13 protein-coding genes are annotated in these 22,620 nt (G+C 53.1%); 2 read left to right on the top strand and 11 right to left on the bottom strand.

The window, feature by feature from the left end; all coding sequences use genetic code 11:
- Positions 1-352: 352 nt before the first annotated feature.
- From JFL75_RS17775 to JFL75_RS17725, 11 genes are all read right to left on the bottom strand, one after another.
- Positions 353-889, bottom strand: a complete 537-nt coding sequence (locus JFL75_RS17775) for a hypothetical protein (protein ID WP_215628012.1) — start codon at positions 887-889, stop codon at positions 353-355.
- Positions 886-10,809 (bottom strand): toxin TcdB middle/N-terminal domain-containing protein, encoded by a 9,924-nt coding sequence (locus tag JFL75_RS17770; protein ID WP_215628011.1) that lies wholly within the window; start codon positions 10,807-10,809, stop codon positions 886-888. Before JFL75_RS17770 ends, JFL75_RS17775 begins: the two co-directional genes overlap by 4 nt.
- Before the next feature lie 66 nt (positions 10,810-10,875).
- Positions 10,876-11,562, bottom strand: a complete 687-nt coding sequence (locus JFL75_RS17765; protein ID WP_215628010.1) for a hypothetical protein — start codon at positions 11,560-11,562, stop codon at positions 10,876-10,878.
- A gap of 14 nt (positions 11,563-11,576) precedes the next feature.
- Positions 11,577-12,356 (bottom strand): hypothetical protein, encoded by a 780-nt coding sequence (locus tag JFL75_RS17760; RefSeq protein ID WP_215628009.1) that lies wholly within the window; start codon positions 12,354-12,356, stop codon positions 11,577-11,579.
- Positions 12,350-13,378 (bottom strand): hypothetical protein, encoded by a 1,029-nt coding sequence (locus JFL75_RS17755; protein WP_215628008.1) that lies wholly within the window; start codon positions 13,376-13,378, stop codon positions 12,350-12,352. Before JFL75_RS17755 ends, JFL75_RS17760 begins: the two co-directional genes overlap by 7 nt.
- 1 nt (position 13,379) lies before the next feature.
- Positions 13,380-14,063, bottom strand: a complete 684-nt coding sequence (locus JFL75_RS17750; RefSeq protein ID WP_215628007.1) for a hypothetical protein — start codon at positions 14,061-14,063, stop codon at positions 13,380-13,382.
- A gap of 370 nt (positions 14,064-14,433) precedes the next feature.
- The gene (locus JFL75_RS17745; RefSeq protein WP_215628006.1) at positions 14,434-15,267 is read right to left on the bottom strand and encodes a carbohydrate ABC transporter permease; all 834 of its coding nucleotides are present in this window, start codon (positions 15,265-15,267) and stop codon (positions 14,434-14,436) included.
- Positions 15,257-16,072, bottom strand: coding sequence for a carbohydrate ABC transporter permease (locus JFL75_RS17740; protein ID WP_215628005.1), 816 nt, complete (start codon positions 16,070-16,072; stop codon positions 15,257-15,259). Before JFL75_RS17740 ends, JFL75_RS17745 begins: the two co-directional genes overlap by 11 nt.
- A gap of 179 nt (positions 16,073-16,251) precedes the next feature.
- Positions 16,252-17,508 carry an extracellular solute-binding protein gene (locus tag JFL75_RS17735; RefSeq protein ID WP_215628004.1) on the bottom strand — a complete coding sequence of 419 codons (1,257 nt, stop codon included), beginning with the start codon at positions 17,506-17,508 and terminating at the stop codon, positions 16,252-16,254.
- Between the two features lie 119 nt (positions 17,509-17,627).
- A complete protein-coding gene (locus JFL75_RS17730) occupies positions 17,628-18,869 on the bottom strand; it encodes an extracellular solute-binding protein (protein WP_215628003.1) in 1,242 nt (413 codons plus the stop codon).
- A gap of 277 nt (positions 18,870-19,146) precedes the next feature.
- Positions 19,147-20,397, bottom strand: a complete 1,251-nt coding sequence (locus JFL75_RS17725; RefSeq protein WP_215628002.1) for an ABC transporter substrate-binding protein — start codon at positions 20,395-20,397, stop codon at positions 19,147-19,149.
- A 189-nt stretch (positions 20,398-20,586) separates the two neighbouring features.
- Between JFL75_RS17725 and JFL75_RS17720 the strand changes: the two genes are divergently transcribed.
- Together JFL75_RS17720 and JFL75_RS17715 are read left to right on the top strand one after the other, a co-directional pair.
- On the top strand, positions 20,587-21,285 hold the full coding sequence (locus JFL75_RS17720; protein ID WP_215628001.1) for a response regulator transcription factor: 699 nt from the start codon (positions 20,587-20,589) through the stop codon (positions 21,283-21,285).
- Entirely contained in the window at positions 21,272-22,528 is a 1,257-nt protein-coding gene (locus tag JFL75_RS17715) for a sensor histidine kinase (protein WP_215628000.1), read from the top strand. Before JFL75_RS17720 ends, JFL75_RS17715 begins: the two co-directional genes overlap by 14 nt.
- Positions 22,529-22,620 lie beyond the last annotated feature (92 nt).

Raw genomic sequence — 22,620 nt, 5'->3', positions numbered from 1 at the left:
AATAGGAATGTGCAAAACCATTGAAATTAATAAGAAAACCAGAAAAAACATAAAAGAACGAAAGCTATCAATGAGTGTAAAGAAATATAATAATTCTTTTGAATAAGCTACTGATGCAATCCACATACTAAGTACTGTTATTATAACTATATATAAAAAATATATCAAAATATTTTTTTTCGAGAAAGTACTATTCTTTAAAAGAATACATGATCCTATAATGGATAATATTGTTATTGAAACTAGAAAAACAAATATTTCATCATGCAAAGATCTATACCAATACATGATTCCAAATAAAAAAATCGAATAATATAATAAAAGTACTAAAAATAAAAAGATTGAATTCTTATTATTTAAAAACATTATCTAAATTTACTTTTACCAAATAATCTTCCGTAAAAAAACCTTCTGGAATTTGATTATTTATTAATTTTTCCACATTAGCGAATGGAAATGGCAATATTACATTATAAAGAATCAATAAAGTTTTACTCCCCTCTGGTATCATATAACTATATGAACTCCTCAAATTGTTCCAAACTATATGCCTCATATCATTTGTATTAGTTGGAAGCCAAGTCATAGTAATATAAAAAATTGATTCATTTCTTCTTGTTCTTCGAGTTTTTATTTTAGGAATAAACTCTCTTAAAATACCATCAGATTGTGGAAAAATTAGCTCTCCATCAACTAACATCTCTTTTATATTGATTGCAAGAGTTGTATCGTCAGTAAATATCTTAGAAAGTCTTTCATTACACTGATATGGCAAAGATAATTTATAGAAAAAATCCTTTTCCACAAAGTTTACTTCATACACATTTTGTGCACTAAGCAAGCTTTGCCCCATAATCATTATACATAATATCTGAACATACTTTTTCATCTATTCACCGAATATGTGCCTGTTGCACCATCATAAATTGGCATTGGCATATGTTTACCATAGCCAGGTATATAATAACTATCCCTCTGTTTTAGACCTATGAAATCTCGATACTCATTTTCTATACCAACTGCATATTCTTCTGCAGCAGTTCTGCCAATAGTCTCCCGGTCAAGTCCTGGAAGATAACTATAAAAAATACTAGTCCCGTTATAATTATCATATGCGTGCCCTGATACTTCATGTGCTAGGCGAGCCCCTAGTACTTTATTTCTATTTATTAAGGGTCCTTTTGCAGAAATATATACATCAGTACCACTACCTATTGTTTCATTTCTTGCACCATATTCACTATTTGCCACTGTATATCCCCCACCTTGCTCAGAAAGCAAGTCTGCAGTTACATGGATTGTTACCGTATGTTTGGTATTACTATCCATCTCTAAAAATCTATTTCCAGCTTCTGTCCCAGAAGCTTTCAGCTGTTCTGCAATTTTTTGAATTCGTTCAAATTGCTTGTCTGAAACACCCTCACCTCGAGCCCACTTAATCTCCATCCCATCAGGATCAGTGTACTTAACCGGATTATTCCCCGCATAGTGGTAGGTATGCAGATTCACATAGTTATACACCCCACCCATTCCCGGTAAGTTACCGTTCCGCTTCCGCACCTCCTCATTCACCGGCGCCCCCGGCACATACTCACCCATCGCCGGATCTGTAGACAGCCACCGGCTCATCTTCGGATCAAGATACCTCGCTCCATAGTAATATAACCCCGTCTCCTCGTCCATCTCCTTTCCCGTAAACCGGAACGGTAACCCTTCCTCGCCATTCCCCCGTTCCTCGATCCATACCTCCCCATACGGCGTGTATTCAAGCCGTTCATACATCACCCCATTGTAGTCCGTCACCGCCTGGGCGCTCCCCAAGTGATCCCCATGGTACCAGTACTGGCTCACCTGCTCATACCCCGGGTTACTCTCTCCCTCATAGTTCCGCTTCGTCACCACCCGGGTGTCACCCACATACACATGCTTACTCTGACGCCACCCCTGTCCGTCACTGTTCATCTGCCACATCCGGTTGTAGTACAAAGTATGCTTCCCGCTCTCCTCCACATACTTCACTACCCGTTCCCCATCGGCCCCATACCGGTACTGGACCGTATACCGGTTGTCCTTGCTGCCCAGCAGCTGGTTCCGTTCGTTCCACGTGTATACCCGCTGATACACCGACTCACTCCCGGTACCCACCCCCGGCTGCTGCAGCGCAAATCCGTACTCCGTGTACTGTAAGTGTCCATCCTCATATACCGGGTGATCCGTCACCACTATTTCAGCGTGCCCGTTATCCCGCTCAATCACCACATTCCCGTTCCCGTCATACTGGTAATACCGGTTCCCAATCCGTTCTACCCGGTGGGCATACCCGTCGTAGTACTGGTAGCTCTGTTCGTAGTTCAGGTTGCTCCCGATCCCGCTCCCGTTGCTCACCCCGCTCACGCTCTTCTTGTTCACCATGTTTCCGATTTCATTAAACCGGTACGTCTGCTGGTATGTCGCCTCATACCGCGTCCCCAGTTCATTCGTGCTGGTCCCGGTTACTTTTGTCAGCTGGTAGAGATTATCATACTCGTAACTCTGCGCTGTACTGTACGTACTGTTCCGGTTCTCATAGCCCTTCACATTTCCCACGGTATCAAAATCATACGTGATGTTCTGGTACTGCTGCGCGCTCCCAATCCCCAGTTTCGTTTCTATTCCGTCCAGCCACCGCCGTTCCGCCTGGTACGTGTACCACGTCTCCACATCATTCCCATACCTGATGTACCGCCGCTGGCCGTACTCATCGTACCCGATGTCTTTCACATAGGGATAGGTCGTCACGCCCCGTTTCCCGGTCACGCTCCGGATCTGCCCGCCTGAGTTATACTCATACCGCACCACTTCACCATCAGGATACTCGATCCGTTCCATCTGCCCCAGGTAGTTGCCCGCGTAGGCCATGCTCTTGGTCTTTGTCTCATTCCGGCTCGCCGGGAGCAGCCCGATGGTCCGGGTTTCTTCCACGACCTGGCCCAGCTTGCCGTAGGTGTACGTGATGCTTCCCGACGCGTCCTCGATCTTCGTTACCCGGCCGGCGCTGTTGCTGCCCGCGCCCGGAAGGCCGTACCAGTACTTCGTCCGGCCGCTCACGTCACTGGGGTATTGTATCGCGGTCAGCCGGTTCAGGCCGTCGTACTCGTACTCGATCTTCATGCCCTGGTCCCGCAGCACCGTGTCCGTTTCCAGCACCAGGTTCCCGGCGTTGTCGTAGTGGTATTCCTTCCGCCCCATGTCCCGGCTTTGCATGGCGGTCCGCCGGCCCAGGAGGTCGTACTCAACCGTCAAGGGGTTTCCGTTGTAGTCCAGAGCCCGCAGCATTTCACCCAGTTCATTGTACTCGTATGTGGCCCGGGTCAGGATGGTGTTCTGCTGGTCTATCTTCGTGACGGTCAGGATATTCCCCCGGCTGTCCCGTTCTTCCCGGGTGGCGTTGCCCTTGGGATCCGTGGTCACCGCGTAGCTCAGGCCGTTCCCGATGCCGTAGGCCGTATACTGCCGGGCGGGACCCGAGGGGTCCGGGAACTCTATTACCACGGGCCGGTCAAGGCCGTCATAGGTGGTCCTGACCGGATTCTTGAGGCTGTCCGAGAGCGGGTTGGCCAGGAGGGTCTCGAGGTTTCCCGCGATGAACCGGATCTGGCCTTCGGCAATGGTCCGGCCTTTGCCGTCATACGAAGCCAGGCCTGATACGTTCCACCCGGAAATGTCCGTGCCGTTGTCCGCCCGGTATTCCCCGTTCTTGGCGGTTATGAGGCCCCGGCCCAGGCCGTCCAGCATCACCACTGTTACCATCACCGGGTCATAGGAGGGGTTGTCCGTCAGATCGTAGCGGATACGGTTTTCCGTTACCGCGTACCAGTTCGTTCCCGCTTCCGTACTGTATTGGTACCGCACCGCGGGGGTGCTGCCCCCGTGGTCGTAGGGGCTCCAGACTTCCGCGAGCCGGCCGTACTCGTCCGGTACGTATTCCATCCGGTTGCCGTTTTCATCCACTTCCAGGGTCCTGAGCCCGTACCGTTTATCCCACCCGATGGTGGAGGTATAGGTGCCCGTGCCCGTGCCGCCCCGCTCTATCCGGACGGGGTACTGGTACTGCTTTTTGCTGTCCGCTTCCCCGGCGTTCGTGTAGTCCCCGTCGTATGAGTACTGTATCCACGCGCCGTTGGGGTCCGTGATTTTCCTGAGGTTCCCGTAGCCGTCCCAGTCCACGGTGCTCACACTTTTCCCGGTACCGTTCCGGTCCTGGTACTGGGTGATTTTTTTCAGGGCCCCGGTTTCCGTATCGTACTCGGCGGTCCGCCACCGCAGGAGACTGTTGGCCCCCCCGTAGACTTTGATCTCCGCCGGGTGCGCGTGGAGGTAGCCGCTGAGGCTGTGGTTGTAGCTGATTTCCGCGCGGATGGGGTTCGTCCCCGGGCCGCCTGTTTCCACCATCCGGATCACATTGCCGTATCCGTAGCCCTGTACGGTTTCGTAGGTGTATTCGGTTTTGGTAGTCACGGTGCTGCCGTCCTGTTCCCGCAGTTCCGTGTCTTCACTGAGGATCCGCGCAAAGGGGGCGGCATCAATATGGTACTCGGTGGTCCGCCGGACGGTTCCTTCGGCGTTCTGCAGGGTTACCTGCTTGACCATGCCTTTGCGGTAATACGCGTCATTGTAGTAGACCGTGGTCTTGATGGTGTCCGCCTGGACCGCCCCTTCGTCCCGGTACCGGGTTTCGGTAACGGTTTCGTACCCGTAGAATTCCTTGACCGCCCGGTCGTAGTATCCGTCCGCTGAGTACTGGTACCGCACGGTGTAGCGGTGAGCGCCTTCGGGCATGCCCTTGATACCCTGCCCGGTTCCGTCGGTGGTGACCACTTCCCGGAGTACGCAGCGGGTCTGGGGCGCGGCGGTGGTGCCGTATATCCATTCGTAGGCCAGTTCGGTCCGGCCGCCCTGGGGCAGGTCAATAGCTTTGAGCAGCCCCACCTCCCCGCCAAGGTTCCGCTGCACGTAGATCTTTTCCGATCCCGGGATCCGCAGCACCCGGTCAGGCAGTCCGTCGCCGTCCATGTCCATGGTCCGCACGGATATCCCGGTTAAGTTTGTTCCCGCGTTGACACCCCCGCCGTACGCGGTGGTAATATTAATGGTGAGCCAGAGAATCTGAATCGGAATATTAATGTTGGCGTTCAGGCTTCCGCTGATACCCAGGCTTACGGAGGTACTCAGTTCCAGGCTGTTCAGTTTCCCCGAAGAACTGTAGGGATTCGCGTAGTTTCCCGATGACGGATCAAACATACTGGTGCTTGCCAGCAGAGATCCGATCACCGGCAGGTTTTCGATGGCGCCGTACAGCAGATTGCCGTCGGTCTTGGTATCTATGGCGTTCTTATCAGCGCTGCCCAGTCCCCAGTCCCGGGCTTCTACGGTCCGGGGGGAGGAAAAACTCTTGCCCAGATTGAACTGCACGGTCATAGTATTCGAGCTGCCGTCCTTCCGGACCTTGTCCGGCAGCCCGTCACCGTTGATGTCCATCATCATCACCGTGGTCTCGGTTCCGGTTACCGAATAGTTGATCGCACCGCCCACACCGAGGCTGAATCCGGTGGAGGATCCATTCGCCGTGGAATTAGAGCTTTTTCCCCCGCCGCTGCTGCTTAAGGAAAATGAACCGCCGATGCTTTGGACTGTTGAACTCCGCAGCTGCGCGCCGATGCTGCGGGAATCGGAAAAACCATCCCCCAGATTCAGCCGCACCGTGCTGCCCGATACGTAATCCGGCAGCCCGTCACCGTTGATATCCATCAGGGCCGCCTCCTGGATACTCGTTCCCTCGGAACCCGTATAGCCTGTTCCCGCACTTCCGGTAACCGTTATGTCCGTTATCCGTCCTGACGGCGAAACACCTACCTTTGCTGAGCCGGACGGATTGATCGCGGCGCCGTAGATTGTCAGGGTATTGGTATTCTTACTCAGTTCCTTCCCGTTCGCCATGGGATAACTGCCGGTATACCCCTCCCGGCCCCCGGGGGTTACCCGGATCCCGCCGTTGGTGTACTGCAGCACATCCGCGATCCCGTCCCCGTTGATGTCCTGCACCGACTGCCGCATCACCGTGGTCCCCGCATTCGTTCCCCAGCTGTTGCTTCCTCCCAACCCCAGCGCCAGAATGTTTCCCAGGGATCTTAATTTTTCCACGTACAGGGTTATTGTCCGGAATATGTTAATCCAGTCGGAAAATGGCAGGTCCGGTAGTTTCAGTGACGCGTTATACACCGTATCCGTGCCCGTATTCACGCTTTCCTGGATATTCACCATGGTGAACTCACTGCCCCCAAGCTCGTTGGTCATGCCGGGGATGTCATAGTAACTGGTCCCGCCCACCCGGTTGGTATGGACCCGGGTTCCCTGGATATACGGACAGAACTCCTTGTCTGCCGGCTGGACCGTCACCGTGCCGTTGCTGCTCTCGACCATCTCATTGGTAACAATATTCGATATCGGGCCGATGAGCGTCCCGTCGGTTATCGCGCGCCCGCTGTCGTCATCCCGGCTGATCATGTTTTGGTTGTGTTCGTCTTTCCGGGTGCTCACCGGCAGGAAGATGATTTCAGCCGTGTCATCCAGCTGCGGGTTATTTTCCAGGTTCTCTTTCTTCTTGTTATAAAAAGTCCTTTTCGCTTCTGCCTCTTCCTCACTGATGATGCTGTTTTCGTTCCGCTGCTGGTAGAGCCGGGCCTCGCTGAACCGGTTCTTTGCCTGGTCCCCCACCCAGATGCCGTAATACCAGCTGTGCACCCCGCCGTACAGCACATCCACGACTTCCGGTTCAACGGTACTGTCTTCGTCTTCCCCCAGCTTTTTGTGTATGGTCACGCTATAGGGCGGGACCGCCGCATTCGCCGTCGAAAAATCATCACCGCTGTTCCACTCCAGCTTCATGCCGCCCAGATTAATGTACGTATTGAGGTACGTTTCCCCGTCATCCGATAGATAGGAAACTTTGATCGGTTCCGCGCTCACCCCGTACCGGCTGTCCGCGTAGTACCGGATCGAACGCTGCACCGTTCGCCAGCTCTCCAGATGCAGCACAGCGCTGTAGTGGATGATCCGGTCATAGAGCAGTTCATACCGCGCTTTCTCTTCAGCACTCTTCCCATTGAAGTAATTTTCCCGGGCAGAATCCTTCATATCGACGATATCGTTCCAGTCACCAGTCATCACATAGATTCCCGGACTGCCGCCGCGTACGTAAAACGGCACGTCAGTGGCCATAAACCCGTTCCAGGAATACCCCTTGAGCACCCCGTCAACCTCGGTCCGCTCCGCGTCCGAAAGGCTCTTCTGAATAAACGTACACTCCGTATCCGGCGCGAGTTCCGGCGTTGCCGCGTATGCATCCGGCACAATCCGGTCATAGGCGGCCCGGAAGACCGCCGCGTCGGCCACGGCAGCACCGTTCATAACGTCCGTCAGCTCCGCGTAGGTCAGACTCTGCCACCGGCTGTGCCGGCTGTCATACTCAGGCCCCCGCAGGTCCGCCCATATCGCGTCCAGTTCCGCCGCGGTGATGATCTTCCCCGCCCCTTCATAGTTCGTATAGGTGTATCCCTGGGTATAGAGCAGGCTTTCGGTCGGAACCCCCTGTACCGTTATCTGCTGTGTTATGGGAATATCAACACTTACGTTCTCTCCGTCGCGGGTCACGCTGCCGTACCCGAAAACCTCCCCGCCGTGCCGTACCGCGTAGGGCGGAACAAGATCTATCTGCAGCAGCTTCCCTTCATAGATATCCAGATCAAGTACATCCCCGCTGCCGTGCACATACCCCGGATTCCCCGCCTGCCGCTCATGGTCTTTTTTGGCGCCGCTCTGCTCATACCCCAGTTTGCCGTGTATGCCGGCGGGCAGGATCGTCTGCCCCCAGGGCATGGTGTAGTACGCCAGGGCTCGCACCTCCGCTTCGGTGCAGCGTTTTTCAATCAGGGTCTGTATCACCCGCGCCTGAGATTCCCATGTGCTCCCCAGCCGTATCCGGCTGTTCTCATTGAAATAGTACCGGTTTTTCCCCGGATCATACCCGTACAGACTGCACAGGGTTATTTTCTCTTCATCCGTTTCCGTATGGTTCCACAGTATCGCGAACCCAGCCGGGCTCATCCAGCCCGGGATAAACCACTTGTCCTTCACCAGCTGCGCCGCCACGGTGTAATACTCACTTCCCGCTTCCCGCTCCCACTCCGATTTCAGTGTGCAGGTGTAAGTCGTTCCATCATCACCATCATCGGATGAAGACTCGGTGTAAATCAGTTCGTATATATCAGGCAGCTTTGTTGAACCGTACCCGCTTCCAAAACCCGCGTCCGTAATTGTTTTCGGCGGGAGATACACATTCCCCTTATCCATGTCCGCGAAGTACCGGATATTCTCATACCGGAGCGTGATATCCCACAGAATCGTATCCCCCCGGGTGTCCGTTCCCGGATCACCCAGAAAATAGATCGATTCCCGTTCCCGGGCTTCATACTGCCGGGTGTCCGATACCGTCTCAGTTCCGGGCTCCAGTTTCAGCCGTATCTCCGGCTGCTCCGCCGCCCCGAAATAGGTCTTGGCCGTTATCCCGTCTCCGCTTACCGGTTCCGGCGACTCAGGATCGGTCCGCGCCGTCTGCCGTACCTCCAGACTCCCCGTATACGGCGCCCGCCACGAACGCAGCGGCGACTGCTGGTAATATCCCTCCTCGTATTTTGTCCGCTGCTCTTCACTGAGCAGATCCGCCCGCGGCGGGATCACCACACCGTTGCTTGTATACGCCGTCCGCACAAACGAACGGCCCGTGTTCTTAAAGTAATATCCCGCTCCCGCTTCCGCGTAATCAACCAGTCCATCCCCGTCAATATCAACAAACCCGCCCTTGGCGTCGGTCCAGCCGTCCTGGTCCGTTTCCGAATAACTGACGCCAGCCTCAAGAGCACTGCTTAACGCGCCCGCGCCCGCGTACACCGTTTTGCCGAGGCTCGTACTCGAACTCCGTTCCTTCTCAAGCATGTCGATGCTGCCGCCCACAATAGGCCAGTCATCGGTGCGCACAAACCCGCTCCCCGTGTTCCGGTAAAACTCGATCCGGCTCCCCACTTTCTTGATACTGTCAGGACGCCCGTCCCCGTCCAGGTCTACCAGGGTCTGCCGGCTCTGCGCATCACCGTTCCCGGTCGCCAAGGTCAGTCCCCCGGTACCCCGCACATCCGCAACAGAGGTCCCCACACCACCGCCGGCGGACACCGACGACTGGCCGCCCCCGCTTACCCCCTGCCGTACCTGCAGCCCATTGGGCATGGCCCATTCTTCCGGAGCGCCGAAAAATACCAGCGTTTCCCCGTTCTTCTCCGGCTCCGTAAACGCAAACCCGTAGCTCCACAGGTACCGGTCCGCCTCCGTGGCTCCGGTCTTCTCCTGCCCGAACCGTTTCAGCTCCGGTATCCCGAAGTAATTGCTGCCGTATTCCGCGTAGTAGGACCGCACCGCCTGGCCGTCGTACGCCAGGGTAATCCGTTCCAATAGCAGCACCTGCTCACTCAGGTACCGGCCGCGCCCGTCCGTCTGCACATCAGTCCGTCCGGTCGTATACCCGAACTCTACCGTGTACAGTCCGGTAAGCCCCTGCTTCACGTTCCCCGTATACCGGATCCGGTGTATCTGCAGCCGGTTCCCGTCATTCCGGTACTCATAGGTTACCGTGTTCCCGTATACGTCCTGCTCCTCTTCCAGTTCCCACACGTACCGCTCTGCGGCGCTCCGCCCGATCCGGCTCCCCGCCGATGCCCCGTAGGTCCGCCGCCGTCCGGTCCGGTCCGTCACAACCCAATAATACGCGCCGCCGCTCCCGTACCGCTCTATCAGCTCAAATCCGCTCTCCCGCTCAGGCCGGTACGTCACCGTGGTCCCCGATACTCCGCTCCGGGACAGCTTCACCCCGTCCAGAAGGTACTCATCCTCCCCGTCATACCGGGGCAGGCCCCACCGCGTGTCTATCGTTATCCGGCTCCCGTACTGCAGGTCAAACCCCTTGCCCATCACCCCGCTGCCGTTCCCGCTGGAATACACCACCGCCACCCGGGGCTGCATCCCCGCGCGCCCGGAAGGCACCGGCACATCCAGCCGGAATTCCGCCGCTCCGCTGCTCCCGCCCTCCAGCCCGTCCAGGGGGATCACCAGAGCTCCCGGATTCGCGGCCTCCAGGTTCTTAATCGAATTGATATTGAAGTCCAGCGGGCCAGGACCCTCAGGCAGCGTGATCGTCCCGTTGATCATATCCGTAAAATGCGTCGTCTCGCTGATGATACGGTGCCGCTCCTCCTCAAGACCAACCCGCTCCAGCCGTTCCCATTCCCGGCCCGCCGTATTGTAATAATACGTGTACAGGTTCTCCAGCGATTCTTCATTGTTCCCGATCCCCGGATCATACGCCATCCGGATCTGTACCGCTTTTTTAAACTGCGTTCCCGCAGGCTCAAACCGGTACCCGCCACCGCCCCAGGTTACGTTCGACAGGTCTTCCCCCGTCCCTTCCGTCACCGGCAGCCGCGTTATCCGGATCTCCGTATCCCGTTCCAAGGCACCCGCGGGGATTGCCACCTCGGTCTCCCCAAGCCGGACAATACCCCCCGCCTCCGCAGCAATCACTTCCGCTGCACTCTCCCGCACAATCCCGGGGAGCCGTACCCCCGCCGCCGGTTCAGGGCCCGTCTCTCCGTACATCCACACCGGATGCAGCATCCCCACATATATCACCGCGAGTATTCCCGCTGTTATCCGGCTCCCCGTCATCGCGCGCTCCTTCTTGATCCCGGTTTCATTTCTTACTGCTCTTTTTCTGCCTGCCGCCCCAGCGGCTCACTTCTCTTCCGTAAAATACACATCCACCTCAGACGCAGGAAACCGGTCCACCGGCGATATCACCACCACGTACCCGTTCCGGCCGCCCGTGTGCACCGGTGCCAGTTCATCCGTGAACCGCTGCACGTCATACCCATTTATCTTCAGCAGGTATTCCTGGCTTGCCGCCGTATACGTTACCGTAAGCGTATTTACCATCCCCTCGCCGCTGGTCAGATAACTCGTGGCCGTCCACCACTGCTTGCTCTCGTAATTCCCCCCTATCACCTTTCCCAGCGCGTACTCCCCGTTGTTATTCACCATCACCGTGAGCATCGTTACCGTGTTCTCCCCGCCGACCTCACGCGTTCCCTGGCAGATCACCAGGCCATACCCGGCCGAGCTGTTCCCCTTCGGTTTGTTCACCAGCACCGTCCGTTCCTCAAACGGATCCTTCGCTCCCTCATCCCATACCGTCCACACCGTAAACCCATTCCGCGACCAGTACTGCGGATCACTCGTGGTAAACCGTGTCACCGTTCCCGCCGCCGTTTCCGTCGCGACAAACAGCTCATTGACCAGGGCCATGCCCCCGTCTTCTCCTGCCTCTTCATCCGCCGCGCCCTGCGGCTGCGCGCACCCGCCTAATACCGCCGCCGCGAGAAACAGCGCCCACAGCTCCGCTCGTATGCTCTGCACGTTCATCGCCGTTCCTCCTCTTAATACGGAATTATTTCCTCAACGCCTATCGTGTACCGCACGATCTTCCCGCCCACCTTCACCAGGCTCGACGCGAAAAAAATATCCTCATTCGGATACAGCTTGAAATACATCACCCGCGGCGCCATCTCATTGTTCTCTATCCAGAACTTCTTCATGTGCAGCACCACCTGCTCCGACCGTTCCTCTTCATACACCTTAAAATGCGAATTCGCCTCTATGTGTGTCACCTGCGAATCACGCACAATTACCGACGCCTTCCGCAGCGGCGGCACCTCAATGCAGTACCAGTCCTCATCCGACAGCAGCAGCCCGTTATACGACCGGTAATAATACATATTCGCTATCGTATCGATCGTCCCAATCAAAACCGCCGTCTCCTTCGTGCCGTTCGGTTCGTATTCATCCCGCGTTACCAGAGAACTCACCCCCAGCACCGGTTCAGACGGCCCGAATACCCGGTTCCCTCGCTGCTTCGACAGCCGGTACACGTACCGCGTGTCCGCCGCCACCGCCGTATCCGTATACTCCGTGCCCGCCCCACGGTACACCGTCCGGTACACCAGGTTCTCCGCGTCCTCCGCCCGCTCAAGAATATACGCGTCCGCACGCGCGTCTTCATCCCACGACAGCAGAATCGTCTGTGACCGCACAAACGACTCCGCTCGCGGCCGCTCCACCACAGGGTCTCCCGTATCCCGGCTCAATACTTCATACATCCCGGCTCGGCACGATACCAGCAGCACCGCCACGGCCAAACAGTTCAGGAGTTTTACCATGTCCTTTTCAGCTCCTTTGTGTACAGCATGACCTTCACCCCAAGATGCGGCGAATACGAAAACAGCGGCTCCTCCGTAAACAGCACCGTGAACAGATTGTCAAAATAAAATGATACCCGCTCGCTGAAATGCAGCTGGTACCCAATATCCGCGCCCGCGCCAAGGTTGTTGTACACCCGCGTCTCCGCGTCCGCGTACGGCTCCTCCACGCTCAGAATGTCCAGCACATACTGGAACGCAGCTCCCATAAAAAAACTATGGTGCTCCGATACCGCAAGGTGCAGCCGTACCGGCACCGTCAGCAGTATGCTGTGGTAATACCCGCCATACGCGTCAGGCCGCCCAAGCCCAAGCCGGTATTCCGCCTCAATCCCAGTGGAAAAGTAAAACCGTTTCCCAAACGCGATAAAGCAGTTATCACTCGGTATAATCTCAAACCCAACAGTCACCGCGCCAGTCCCGATCAGCAGGTCATTCCACCGCGACCCCAGCGGTGTCCAATACCCCACCGACGCCGGCATCGAAATCTGTACAAAAGACCCGCGCCCGCCGGCAAGCCCCAGGTTAAACGTCTCATTAAAGTAACTGACAATCTTTACCGCTACGTCCCCGATCATCCGCTCGTAATTTCCATGGTCATCTATCGCGTAAAAACTCCGGATAATCTCCCGGTTCGAATAATCAAACAGTTTGATCTCGATCTGTACCGTGTAGTCCCGCTTCACGATAAATCCGTACAGCAGAAAATCCGCCTTCTCATTCCGGCACACCGTCGCCGCGTCCACCATCGACTGCGGCGGCGCTATCAGCTCGTCACTCAGCGCCGTGAAGTTCAAAACCATACCTGTCTCTATCCCGTGCAGCTCCCGCAGTATCTCCCGGTACGCAAACCTATGGTCCTTCAGCATGTCCTTCGTCTCATCAATATACAGAACAGGCGCCATGTGCACCGTCATCCCCTTCACACAATACGGTACCAGCAGCAGCACCAAAATCGTCATCACCCTCCGTACCATCACCATCTCAGCGCGCCTCCCCGGCAAGCTTCCCCAGCTCCTCCGCCGCCATGAAATCAAGCACCGCGCCGATCTCTTCCCGCGTGTACCCGTTCCGCTGCAGCAGCGTCAGCCCCTCACGGATCTTCTTGTACTGCTCACGGTCATGCCGGTTCCGCTCAAACAGCGCGTAATACATATAAAACCGCGCGTCCATGTTTTCAGGCTGCTCCCCCGATACCAGCGAAAATACCCCGTACGCCTGGCTGTACTTCCCCTGCTCCAGCAACCTGAGCCCCTCCCCATACCGCCCCGCGAGATCCCGGTCACTGTACAGACTCTCCACCGTCTTCTTCTTCTGCTCCGCAAGCAAATCCGCGTACACTCCCTCAAGCCGCTCAAGCCGCGTGTTCGTGCTCGCTATCCGGCCGGCCGTCGCTGCCGTCCCCGCGCTCCCCGACAGAGTGATCACCTCGGCGAGCGACGCTTCAAGATCCCCGATCGCACGCAGGTACTCCCCGGTCGCCCGGCTCACTTCGTCTTCCACCGCTTGAACTACCAATCCCTCTAGAACATCTATTCTCTCTTCAATGAATGAATGTTCTCTCTCCAAAAAAAAGAACATGCTCACCAGCAGTCCTATCACTACTGCCAGCCCGGCTCCGCTCACCACTGCCGCCGCGTTCACTCCGACCCGTTCCTTCGCCATCATTCCCCGCCTTCTCGTTTCTCTCCGCCCCGCTCCGCCCGCCGCCCCGGTGAGGGGATAATACTGATACAGACCGAGTCCGTACGCGCGGTTCTCAGCAACGCGGCCTCTCTTATTGGGGTTTTTTACTTTCTTTTGTCGGATTTTTTTATATATTAACTATATCACTTCGATTTAGTATATCATATTTCTTTCAATTATTTATTTAAATTTTTATTTCTTAGCCAAAAGAGATTTATTAGTGCCTATTTTCCGGCTAAGCTGCCGGTTCAAAGCGCAGAGTCCCGGCATGAGGAACCAATCCGGGTATAATGGTCGGGTATAATGGTATGGAGGTGTTTTTTAAACGGCTTTACTGCTCGGGAGCGGCGGCTTAACCCTTTATCCCGGAACTCACAAAGGCTTCGATAATCCTGCGCTGGATAAAGAGATACAGGACAATTATCGGCAGCGACGCCAGGGACGCGGTTGCCATAAAAGGCCCCCACCGGTTCCCGACTTCAAAATCAAGGAACTGCTGCAGACCGATGGTAATGGTCCGGGTTTCGGGTTTCGAAAGGACCAGCAAAGGCCAGAAATACATATTCCAGCCGTCGATGACGCACAAAATGAACATAGCTGATATGGACCCTTTGCAGAGCGGAATAGCTACATTCCGCAGAATCCAGGGCGATTTTGCCCCTTCCATGAGGGCGACTTCGTAAAAATCCGTGGGAATAGTTTTGATGTGCTGCCGGAGAAAGAAAAAAGTCGAAGCCACCGCCAGATTCGGAATAATAACCGCTGCGGTGGTATTGAGCAGCCTCATTTTGCTTATGAGGATGTAATTCGGGATCATGGTCACCTGGAACGGAACGACTATGGTCGCGATGAGGATATAAAAGACCGCCGCGTTAAAGGGTGTTTTATAATAACACAGCGCAAAAGCGGCCAGAAGGCAGACCACCATCTGCCCCACGGAAATACCCAAGGTCGTGACGACACTGTTCCAGAGCCACCGGAAAAAGTTGTATTCAAACAGGGCCACTTTGAAATTTTCCAGGGTCGGATTATGGGGAATAAGCCGGATATCAGGGGTAAAAAGCTCGTTGGGGTGCTTGAACGCCGACGACACCATCCAGAAAAGCGGAAAAATATTGACCACAACGATAACAATAAAAACCACATGGAGGATGGGGTTGGTCCGCAGATAACTGTTACGCTTCATATCCGTATCCGTCCAGGGTCCGTATCATGACACGGGTTATGATCAGGAAAAAGATCGAAGTAAACATGGCGGTAGCGCTGGCAAGGCCTATGTTGAAATACTGGAAACCGAACCGGTAAATGGCAAATGAAAGGTTGGTGGACGCGTTTCCTGGTCCGCCTTTGGTAAGGATATTGATCGGCGTAAAAGCCCGCTCCGCGGCAAAAATAACCGAAGTAATAAAGATATACACCGTGGTTGGCTTGAGCAGGGGCCATTTGATCCGCCAGAAAAGCTGCCAGCTCGACGCGCCGTCGATAATGGCGGCTTCGATGTACTCCCGGGAAATCCCCAAAAGCCCCGCGTAAAACAGGATCAGATGGGAGCCCATATATTTCCAGCCCGAAACGAGGATCACCGAAAACAGGGCTGTCCGGCGGTCGCTGAGCCATGAATAACCCCGGTGGCCGAAGATATTGAGTATCTTATTCAGCAGCCCGAAATTCGGGTTGAACATCCACATCCATACAAAGCAGATAATTGATAGAGCCAGAATCGTGGGAATAAAAAGCAGGGCCTTGTAGACATTTTCGAACCGTTTTGACTTTACCCCGGTAAGCATAACCCCGAAAAGAAGGGGCAGGACCATAAAACTGGGAATCAGCCCCAGAATATAGATAAAAGTATTCTTCAGCGCGGTCTGGAATTCTTCCCGGAAAAACATGCCGGCGTAGTTTTTCATGCCCACCCACTTCATGGAACGGACGAAATTCCAGTCAAAAAACCCAAGGACAAAGCTGTAAATAATCGGCCAGATTTTGAACATGAAAAACAGAATTAATGCGGGAGCTACATATAAAAAGAACGCGATCGTAGATTTATGTTTCCTGATAAATCCGCGGGAGGATTTTCCAGGGGAAAGTAGAACCATATTAATTCCTTATTAAATATCTAATTTACTATATCAAAAAAAATCCAAAAAGATAAGCATTTTACCGGATGGTCTCACTGGAATACCGTCTGGTACGTCAGCAGCCTGTTGCAGTTCCGTTCCAGCTGCTCCAGCGCGGCGGCCACATCCATGGTACCGCGGATAATTTCCGTCCGTTTGGCGAGATACAGCCGGTCAATCTCCAGCCCCAGCACACCGCCGGGCCAGCTTGGACGGGAAACGGAAAATTCAAGCTGGGCGTAGGCAACCTCCTGCCCCGGAAAAATGGGGACTTCCGCCGTGGTGGGACACAGCCGTCCGGTCCGGCTCATTATTGTCATTGCTTCGGGGCCGGTCAGAAAATCAAGAAACCGCCACGCTGCGTTGTATTTTGCCTGATCCTTGGTAAAACTCATAATCAGGCCGCCGCCCACGGCAATGGCTTTCCGTTTTGAACCAAAGGAAGGAAATTCCGCGACCTTGAGGTTGAAGTCCACAGAATCCGCGATGTACCCCATGAGGGAACTTACTTCAACGAACATGGCCACATCCCCGGCGATAAAATTTGCCATATCCTCATCGGTGGTACCCACCGGTTCAAGCCCGAGCCGGTTAATGGTCTGCCATACGCTTAAGGCGTCCACCATTTCCCGGTTGCTGAACGCCACCCGGGTTCCGTCATCGGAAAGCATCTGTCCGCCGTTGGAAAAGACCAGGGCCATGTCGGACGTGACGGTCCCTTTCCAGATCGCAATCGCGTATTTACCGGTCCGATCCTTGATGATTTTCCCGACCCGGATTACATCATCCCAGGTTTTCGGGACATCCTGGTCGGTCAGTCCCGCGGCTTTGAAAATATCCTCGTTGTAATACATGACAAAGCTGCTAATTCCCAGGGGGACTCCCATCTGATCGCCCCGGACCTGTCCGAGATCCAGCATTCCTGGAAGATATTTATCCGCGAACGCCTGGTATGCTCCGGGATTGGGCGCCAGGTCGCTGATCATGGTAGGATTCAAGTCGGAATAGATGTAGTCCATCAGTTCATAGCCGCCGATAAACAGGTCCGGCGGCGGGTTGCCCGCGGCAATCTCGGCGAACATCTTCTGGAACAGATCGATATACTCGCCGGGCCGGCTGACGATATCGACCTTTACATCGGGATTCCGTTTCTCAAAGACACTGACCACTTCACGGATCGTGCTTTCATTAACGCCCGAATACCGGTGCCACAATTGTATCGCCACAGGGTTTTCACCCTCTTTGCCGCCTCCGGCGAATAAAAGCCCCGGAAGCAGTACGGCAAATACCAATGGCACCCAGCTCCTCATTATTACTCCTATTTCTCTAAAGAGTGCAATTAATCCACCACCGGCGGAGTGTAAAAAGATCCCCCGGCCCCACAAAGACCGGGGGACCACTGCCCGCAGCAGCAACCGCGAAATTCCTATTATTCGGAAAGCAGCCGGTTGCAGTCGGCCTCGAGCTGTCTCAGGGCCGCGGCCACATCCATGCTGCTGCGGATAATCTCGGTCCGTTTGTTGATATACATACGGTCAATTTCGAGACCCTTTGCCCCGCCCGGCCAGCTAAGCGGAGGAATCATGTACTGCAATTGGGCGTAGGCCGGTTCCTGTTTTGGAGTAATAGGAACCACAGCTTTTGTTGAACAGAGGCCGCCGGTTTGTGTAATAATTTCCATTGCTTCCTGGCCGGCAAAAAAATCGATGGCCCGCCAGACTGCGTTGTATTTCTGTCTGTCCTTGGTAAAGCTTAAAATAGCGCCGCCGCCAGCCGGCAATGCCTTTCTTTTGCTGCCGAACGCGGGAAATTCCGCGACTCCCAAGGAAAAATCTGAAGATCGATCCAAAGTCGCAAGCATAGCGCAGGTTTCAATATACATAGCCACTTCTCCGGCCATAAAATTAACCATATCCTCATCGGGAGTACTGACCGGTTCAAGACCCAATTGATTAAGACGCTGCCACATACTCACCGCTTCAACCATTTGAGGATTACTGAAAGAAACGCTCTTTCTGTCACGGGAAACCATTTGCCCGCCATTGGAATAAATAAGTCCTACATCAGTGTTTGCCGTACCTTTCCACAAAGCAATAGCGTACTTCCCGGTTCGGTCTTTAATAATTTGTCCAACCCGGATAACGTCATCCCAGGTTCTGGGAACATCGGCATTGGTTAACCCCGCTGCGCTGAAAAGATCTTCATTATAATATAGAACATAATTAGTAAGCCGCATGGGGATACTGATCTGGTCGCCGTTGATTTCTCCAATTCTTAAAATCTCAGGCAGAAATTTATTTGCAAAATTGTTATATTCCCGCCGGTTTGGAGCGAGGTCTTTAAGAACTGTGGGGTGAATTTCAGAATAAATATAATTCATCAATTCATACCCTCCGATGAATAAATCCGGGGGAGGGTTTCCGGCGGCGATGTCGGCGATCAAATTATGAAGTAATTCGATATATTCACCGGGTTTTGCGGTAACTTCGATTTTTATATTGGGGTTTTGCTCTTCAAAAGAAGCAATAACAGTGTTTATTGCCTGTTCTGTGCGCCCCGAATACCGGTGCCATAGCTGGATTGTCGTCACAGTATCGTCCATTTCTTTCTTCCCTCCTGCAAAAAGTATTACGGGGAGCAGTACAAGCAGCAATACAAGAACCTTCTTCATTTTTCCTCCATAAAATGACTGGACAGCACCGCAATTAATTCAGTGACTGTACCATAAGACCGTTTTCCGCAGCAATTAACAGTGACTTTTCTTTTATCACAAATCGGCGTGACATATGTAACAAACTAACACATATATTAGTATAATACAACCAATTTACCATATTAGACTATTTTGAAAGAAACCGAAAAAAATAAACAACGCCGCGGGTGGTGTTTTTCCCGCAGCGCTGTATAAAACCAAACCAATCCCGCCTTCCGGCGAAGCAGTGTTTGGACTACCGGTTATCCGCCAGAAGCCGGTTGCAGTCGTCCTCGAGCTGCCGTAAGGCGGCGGCGACGTCAACATTACTGCGGATAATTTCGGTCCGCTTGTTGAGGTACATTCGGTCAATTTCCAGGCCGGCGGCACCGCCGGGCCAGTTCAGCATGGGGATCATGTATTGCATTTGAGCGTAGGCTGGCTCCTGCCCTGGTACAATGGGTACATCCGCATTAGTTGTACAAAGAGCTCCGGTCCCAGTCCGAATTTCCATTGCTTCAGGATCAGTAGCAAAATTGATAAAGCGCCAGACGGCATCGTATTTAGTGCGATCTTTAGTGAAACTCATTATAGTTCCACCCTGTGCTGGCAGCGCTTTTCTTTTATTTCCAAATGCAGGAACTTCCGCAACTTTTAGGTTAAAATTGGATGACCGCGTTAAGGACGCAAGCATTGAGCATACTTCAACATACATTGCTACTTCACCAGCAATAAAATTGGTCATATCCTCATCGGTAGTACTCATTTGTTCGAGACCTAATTGATTTAACGATTGCCAAAACCGTATTGCTTCAATTGTTTCCGGGTTATTGAAAGCAACCTGAGTTTTATCATCTGTCAGCATTTTTCCACCATTCGAGTTAATAAGGCAGATATCAAATGAAGCAGTTCCCTTCCAGAGGGCTATCGCATACTTTCCAGTTTGTTCTTTGATTATCCGACCAACCCGAATGACATCGTCCCAAGTTTTCGGAACATCTGCCTCAGTAAGGCCTGCCGCTTTAAAAAGATCTTCATTATAATACATCACAAAATTGGTTAATCCAAAGGGAATACTAATTTGTTCTCTATTTATTTCCCCAAGCTTTAACATACCAGGTAAAAATTTTTCAGTAAAATTCCTATATGCAGTCCGGTTTGGAGCAAGATCATTAATTCGAGTGGGTTCCATCTCTGAGTAGATATATTCAAGAAGATTATATCCGCCAATAAATAGATCAGGAGCCGGATTTCCTGCGGCAATATCGGCGATCATTTTCTGAAGCAGTTCCATAAATTCACCCGGCGTTGGGGTGACTTCCACTTTTATATCAGGATTTTGAGCCTCGAATAAGGTTATAATTTGATTAAGTGATGCCTCATTTCTTCCGGAATACCGGTGCCATAGCTGAATGGTCGTTACACTATCATCCATTTCCTTCTTCCCCCCAGCGAAAAGTATTCCCGGCAGCATAGCCGCCAACAGCAGCGCGATTCCTTTTCTCATGGATCCCCCTTTTGGTGTGGAGCGGGAATTATTCAATCATTGGATTATAGACCTCCAATAATATCAAATTCACACTTTTTACTATTTTGTCAGGTGACAATTGTCACAAATCGCATTATGGGCAATACTATATTAATTATTTTATTAATTTACAATATACTCTTGTATTAGTAAGGAAAGTTTATTTCGATGAATAAGACAGAAAACAACAATACTGCCGCATCAAAGATCCGGATCCTGCTGGCCGACGACCAGCTGCTTTTTTCCGAGAATCTTAAGCTCATGCTGGAAACCCTGGCGGATGATATCCAGGTGGTGGGTGTTGCCCGGGACGGCCAGGAAGCCATCGAGATGATAGAAGGCACCGATCCGAACCTGATTCTCATGGATGTCCGCATGCCCCGGCTCGACGGCGTGGAGGCAACAAAAACCATCCACCAGATGTATCCGGACATAAGAATCGTGATGCTCACTACGTTTCTCGACGATACCTATGTGCAGGATGCCCTCAACTACGGGGCATACGGATATATTCTCAAAAACATCCATCCCGAGGACCTTATCGCCTCAATCCGGGCCATATCCCGGGGGGCGGTGCTTTTTTCCCAGGATATTCTGACAAAACTGACCCGCCGGATGGATTCCGACACTCCCGGCGATGAAAGCGATAAAGAATACCAGGAAATCGTCAACAAGCTGGGCAAACGGGAGAAGGATATCCTGAAACTGGTGGCAAAGGGGTACAACAACAGCAAAATTGCCGAAACCCTTTTTATATCCAAACCCACGGTCCGCAATTACATCAGTTCCATATACGCCAAAGTAGGCTCAAAGGACAGACTCCAGGTAATTTCCATTGCCCAAAAGGTCAAGCTTGAGAACCAGTAATACTACCCAGGAGAAACTTCTCAAGCTGGTCCTGCTGTACAAGGTACTCTGTTTTATCATAACCCTGGTATTGCTGGGTTATATGCACGACGCCTTGATTTCTCCCTTTTTTTTACACAATTTCTGGTATCTGGTGTTCCTGTTTATGGGCCTGGTCCTGTATATTCCCCTCTTCAGGAGCATGTATACCCTGTTAAGCCTGGCGGTGCTGGAGTATTTCGCGGTTCTCCTGTACGCCTATTTTGAACCCCACATCCTGTTTATGGAGTTCCTGTGGATTCCGGGTATACTCATGGAGATTGCCCTTATTCTCAAACCCCCGGCCAGCATTGCCGCGGTCCTGGTCCTGGGTATACCGGGGAGTATTTTTTTCAGCTACGCCACCCAGGCGTCCACCGCGATCCTGGTATCCGTACAGGAGCGGGAATACCCCCTTTCAATCCTGATACTGCTGTTTTACGTTCCCGTCACAGCCCTGATCATCACGATCAGCGTACTCCGGGTCAAAACGCAGAAGCTCAATACCACCGCGGAAAGCCTCGAAGCCGTCAACCAGCAGCTAGAAAAGATGAACCAGTCCATCACCTCCAAGATGTTCCGGCTGGAGAACGATTCAACCATGGAGGAGCGGCGGCGGATCAGCAAGGAAATACACGATACCGCGGGATACGTGTTTACCAATGTTATCATGATGCTCCAGGCGGCTTCGGCCATCCTGTATAAGGATACGGATAAAGCCGCGGGAATAATCATGGACGCCAGGGACTGTTCCGAACGGGGTGTCAACGAAATTCGCCATATTCTGCGGAATATCCGGGATAACGGCCCGTCCCGGCTGAGCCTGCAGAACGAAATCCACGATACCGGCCGGTCTTTCCAGAAGGCCACGGGGACTTCGGTCACCATCGATTACGGAAACTGGCCCAAAACCCTGTCTCCCAAGCTGGATTCTTTTTTTATTTCGTTTATACAGGAAGCCCTGACCAACGCGGTTAAACACGGGAATTCCACGGCCATCAATATCCAGTGCTGGCGTACGGACACGGATATCAGCATGAAAATCACCGATAACGGCAAGGGAGCGGAGCTCCCCATAGAACGGGGAATCGGGATTGCTTCTATAGAAGATTACATCCGCCAGGTCAGCGGCACCGTCCGCATACGGAACCATGGCCTGGGTTTTGAGATATCAGTCATCATTCCGCTCTCGGCGATCGACTCAGAGGAATCTCCCAAGGAATAAGCTTCTCCGATCCCGGCCCCCGTGCGGGTAATTTCTTCCCGGACAGCCGCGGGTGTGTATTTTTTTCACACTAAGCCCGCGATACGGGGGTA

The organism is Breznakiella homolactica, assembly GCF_016616095.2.
GTDB classification, from domain to species: Bacteria; Spirochaetota; Spirochaetia; order Treponematales; family Breznakiellaceae; genus Breznakiella; species Breznakiella homolactica.
The sequence above is the reverse complement of the archived record's forward strand: the minus strand, read 5'-3'. Positions and strand labels throughout refer to the sequence as shown.